This is a genomic window from Candidatus Magnetobacterium casense, from assembly GCF_019173545.1.
Classification (GTDB): domain Bacteria; phylum Nitrospirota; class Thermodesulfovibrionia; order Thermodesulfovibrionales; family Magnetobacteriaceae; genus Magnetobacterium; species Magnetobacterium cryptolimnobacter.
This window is the reverse complement of the sequence record NZ_JABXWD010000277.1, coordinates 1-4,806: the sequence shown is the minus strand read 5'-3', so window position 1 is coordinate 4,806 and position 4,806 is coordinate 1. Positions and strand designations below refer to the sequence as shown.

Here is a 4,806-nt window from a genome sequence, read left to right as displayed (position 1 = left end):
TCGGTGCCCTGTGGAGGTTGACCAATGATTTGGGGTTGTCAAAGCGACACATAACCCTCTCCACATGTGGCATCACCGTACTCGTTAAACGGTATGAGGTTGACCTTGGCGGGGATGCCCTTAAGGAGCGTATACAAACGCAATGCGTCGTCTTCGCTGTCGTTGACGCCCCCAAGCAGGACGTATTCAAAGGTGATGCGCTGCCTGTGTGTCAGCGGAATAAGTCTGCACGTGCGCAGTAGCTCCTGCATGGCATAGCGGTTATTAACGGGCATGATGGCCGACCGTATCTGATTGGTTGTGGCGTTTAACGACACGGCCAGGTTTACCTCCGGGGCATCTCTGTACAGTTTCAGCATCCGGGGGACGATGCCACACGTGGAGAGGGTTATGTGTCGCTTTGACAACCCCAAATCATTGGTCAACCTCCACAGGGCACCGACCACTTCGTCAAAGTTGTCAAGGGGCTCGCCCATCCCCATCAACACGACGTTGGTTATTCCACTGCCGGATTCAGGAAGCGCCCTGGAACTGGCAATATGCCGCTGCACGGTCGTCACCTGATCGGCGATTTCGTATGCCAGGAGGTTGCGCTTAAATCCAACGGTCGCCGTCAGACAGAACCGACACCCCATCCTGCATCCAACCTGTGAGGATATGCACAGAGTCAGGCGCTCGGCATCAGGGATGAGGACGGCCTCTATGTGCTGACCATCCTCCAGTTGCAGCAGGTACTTGGTTGTACCGTCTAATGAGGTGCGGCTCTGTACGATATCGAGGTTGCCGATGTAGGCAAGTGCCCCGAGGTCTTGTCTGAGGGACTTGGAAAACTCGGTTATACCGTCTATGTCTGTCACCCGCTTTTCGTACATCCAGTGGTTGAGCTGCCTGACCCTGTAGGGGGGCAACTTGCAACGCGCAAAGAAGTCCGCCACCCCCTCCTGGGTAAGCGCCTTGAGGTTGACCTTTTCCGGCCTTTCACTCATGAGCTTGGCTCTGGCTCATTTGCTTGTTTTTTCGTTGCCGTCCGCATTACCCTACTGTTTTGTCATGACAGCCGCAAAGGTGTCCAGCATTTGTTGGGCGGATTTGGTCCATGAGAAGTTAGCGGCTTGTTTCAGGCCTTTTTCCTTTAGTTTTGCTTGCAGTTGCGTGTCGTCAATGATACTGTTGACAGCGATTGATAGTTCTTCGGTTGATTGAGGGTCTACGAGGATGGCAGCAGTGCCGGCTGCCTCGGGCAGGGATGATGTGTTGGATGTCACAACCGGCGTTGCGCAAGCCATGGCCTCCAGGATTGGCAGACCAAAACCTTCGTAGAGGCTGGGCATAACAAATGCGGTGGCCATGCAGTAGATGGCCGGCAGGTCGCAATCCCGCACGTAACCGGTAAAGACGACCCTGTCCCGGACACCGGTTCTGTCGATCAATGCCCCGATCCCGTCGCTGTTCCATTGCACACCACCGGCGATGACGAGTTTGTGCGTCCGCTGCAATCCGGCTGCCGCCACGATGAGCGATTCGACGTTCTTTCGTGGCTGTACTGCGCCAACGTATAAGATGTAGTGTTGGGGCAATCTGTATCGTCTTGTGACGGCAGCGAGGGTCTCCGGATCGGTCACGGGGGAGAACTCCGTCCCCACGCCGGGGTAGATGACCTCTATTTTGGAGGCGTCTATGTTGTGAAATTTTATGATATCGGCCTTGGTGTTTTCCGAAATGGCTATGATCGTGTCGGCCCTTCTCAGTTGTCGGGGCAGGCGATGTTTCATGAAACCGACCAACGCCCTTGGGATGCTCTGCGGGTAGTACTCGTGCGCCATGTCGGCAACCGTTATGACGGTCTTAAATGAGGCCCGATACACCCCCTTAAAGCCCGGTCCCCAGAAGACATCCACCTCATCCAGTGCCCGTGTGCAACGCCCCGTGAGATAGCCGCTCAGGGCTGCCAGGGTTCGTTTGGCCGTCAACGTGGGGACGGCAAATCGTGAGAGGTCTGTGAATCCGGCCAGGGTTGCCGGGTCAGCGCTCAGACGCTCCATTCGGCAGATGGCGTCGTCAAGGGGGCCGTCGTAGAGGTAGTATTTATTCTCCGGGGCGACCTTGAGCAATCCGCTTACGAGGCTATCCACGTAACGGCCAAGCCCCGTTTTGGGCATCAGCAGGTACAGACCGTCAATTGCTATGACCATAATTTTATTATGATGTCGTCCATATTTATTTATATACTGATCGGATTCGAGTTTTTTCGGGTATCAAAATTGCCTGAATAGAAGAAAGAAAGGGGCGGCTCCGCCCCCCTTCAGAACCCCCTGCAAGGGGACCAGTCCCCTTGACCCCATTATTTTGTCCATCAAATATCATGCCTGAAAAAACCTGCGTCATTTTAGTATATGATGTCGTCCATATTTATTTATATGATGTCATCCATCAGGGAGTCCATGTGTTCAACGTCGATGAGGTGCTTTCGCTCAAAGACCAGTTCGGAGCGCGTCAGGTTCAACCTGTGCGTAAGGCGCTGGATCATGAAAAGCAGGATGGAGTATGCGGCCTTGCTGTGTTTTTCGAGGAAGTCCAGGAACATATCCCTGTCAAAGCGCAGCAGGATGGTTTCGGTTTCAGCCGTGGCGTTGGCTGCGCGTTTTTCCTCTTCAAAGATGGCGGATACTCCAAAGACGTCGTTCTTCGATATCCTGTAGATAAAAATCTCCTTGCCCTGGTGTATGGGATTGTTCTTTGTGACCTTGAGAGTCCCTGAGACGACGCAGTAGAAGCAGTCGGCATCCTGTCCCTCGCTAATGATCCTGTCGCCCTCCATACAGATGACCTTGTCTGCTATCTCTGCAAGCTCATGGAGCGCACCCTGGCCGAGTTTCTGAAACATTGTCACGTTTTTCAGTATCTCGCCCACCTCCTGAAACTTGTCCTTTATCTTGGTAAAGTTCTCCAACTCCTGAAGCATTGCGTCCCGTGAGAGCTTGTTAAAGTGAACGAGTATCTCGCCAATTGGCATCCTGATACGTTCGCGTTCGCTGTTGATCTCCTTTGCCTGTTGAGCGGAGAGGCACTGACTCTGTACTGCCACCTCCTCAAAGGTGAGGTCGGTGTGTCCCTGATGAGTGAGGATTTCATAGACCTGTTTCATGTCCAGATATCTGCGCTTGATGGCAACATCTATGAATGAAGGTATCTGTGCGCTCTGATACTTCAAGGCATCCAACATGTCTTCCTCCGATATCAGGCGCTTGCCCACAAGATAACTCCCAAAGTATAGTTTCTTCTCACTTATTCGTTTAATCATATCCAAAAATCCTCTTGTAAAATCCTCCGTCTGTCTCAAACTCGATCATCAGGTATAAGACCTTCCCCGCTAGTGGGTTTTGTCTGATCTTTATTATATCTTTTTCCGTGGTAATAATCCATTGTTCGGTGCCGGATTTTTTTAAGATTTTTTTCAGGTCGGAATTGGTGTATCTATGGTGGTCTGGCAGAGGGATAATCCCGGTGACATCGGCGCCCGTTGACAGGAGCGTCCGTTTGAAGGCATCCGGGTTGCCAATGCCGCAGAAGGCAAAGACCCTTTGTCCTGCCAGTGCAGACAGGGGGATGTCCGTACCGTGGATGGTTTTCAGACAGGTGGGACGGTGTTGTGCGGTGTATACTTCCGTGGTGATACCCGCGGGATATGCGACCCCTGCCCTGTTGCAGAGCGTTTCGATGATGCTGTTGCCGTTGGTGTTGTGCGTATCGTTTCTGGTTGCGACGATGATGTTGGCCCTTGCCAGTTGTGCAAGAGGTTCCCGAAGCGGACCTGCCGGAAAGAGCCTGCCGTTTCCAAACCCCTTGAGGCAGTCAACGAGGACGATATCGATGTCCCTGTAGAGTGCAAAGTGCTGAAAGGCATCATCGAGGATGAAGATATCTGCCTGTTTAGACAGTTGTGCGGCCTCGTATCTGTCGGGACCCTTGATTATTTCCACCTGGGGCAGTCTCAATGCCATAAGGACTGGTTCGTCGCCGGCCTCCGTGACGTCCATGAGTGGCCCATTGCCGTTTGAGACGATACACGGCCCTACGGTTTTCCCCCTGTAGCCGCGTGTGAGGATGCACGGTTTCAGGCCTATTCTCACTGCCTCCCGTGCAAGGGCTATTACCAGGGGGGTCTTGCCGGTGCCACCTAGGGTTATGTTGCCAACGCTGATGACCCTGTGGGGGAGGCGTCGCTGTCTACTGACAGCCCTGTTGCGCTTGAGCGTCAGACCGATGTTGTACAGGTGTTCTATGATGTTCATGGCTGTGGTTGTATCATCCGCAAAATATCCTTTCCGGAGCCGGGTTCCAAAAATAGCATAGGGTATCTATTAACAAAAAGGCGCCACTACTTGATATTATGCTAACATGTCTGAGAATAGTTTGACAACTGGTCAATGTATTGTGTTTCATAATGTCAGGTAAGTTTTCTTGCTGTAAAAAATCCTGTGATGATAAGCAGAAGAGCATAAGTAACTATAACGTAATTCACACAATTAAAGAAAGAAAGGGGCGGCTCCGCCCCCCTTCAGAACCCCCTGCAAGGGGGCCAGCCCCCTTGACCCCATTATTTTGTCAGTCAAATATCATGCCTGAAAAAACCTGCGTCATTTCAGTATACCAACTATTTTATGCAATTTATATCGTAAAAATGTTTAAATATATATATTCTCGAGTTTTCGAAAAATAAATTTTAGCAATGGTATACACCTTGCTTGACCAACACACTTAGAGTAGTGTACAATAAATTGATAGGATTGTCAAGATAAAAAATTA

Annotated in this window: 4 protein-coding genes; all 4 read right to left on the bottom strand. The window is 51.4% G+C overall.

Annotated elements, in window-relative coordinates:
• Positions 1 to 38 precede the first annotated feature (38 nt).
• The 4 genes from rlmN to lpxK all read right to left on the bottom strand — a co-directional run bounded on the left by rlmN (position 39) and on the right by lpxK (position 4,292).
• On the bottom strand, positions 39 to 986 hold the full coding sequence (gene rlmN / locus HWQ67_RS13225) for a 23S rRNA (adenine(2503)-C(2))-methyltransferase RlmN (protein WP_218253162.1): 948 nt from the start codon (positions 984 to 986) through the stop codon (positions 39 to 41).
• A gap of 51 nt (positions 987 to 1,037) precedes the next feature.
• The gene (locus HWQ67_RS13220) at positions 1,038 to 2,192 is read right to left on the bottom strand and encodes a glycosyltransferase family 4 protein (RefSeq protein WP_218253161.1); all 1,155 of its coding nucleotides are present in this window, start codon (positions 2,190 to 2,192) and stop codon (positions 1,038 to 1,040) included.
• A 221-nt stretch (positions 2,193 to 2,413) separates the two neighbouring features.
• A complete protein-coding gene (locus HWQ67_RS13215) occupies positions 2,414 to 3,301 on the bottom strand; it encodes a cyclic nucleotide-binding domain-containing protein (protein WP_218253160.1) in 888 nt (295 codons plus the stop codon).
• Positions 3,294 to 4,292, bottom strand: a complete 999-nt coding sequence (gene lpxK, locus HWQ67_RS13210; protein ID WP_218253159.1) for a tetraacyldisaccharide 4'-kinase — start codon at positions 4,290 to 4,292, stop codon at positions 3,294 to 3,296. The genes HWQ67_RS13215 and lpxK overlap by 8 nt, the downstream gene beginning before the upstream one ends.
• Positions 4,293 to 4,806: the final 514 nt, after the last annotated feature.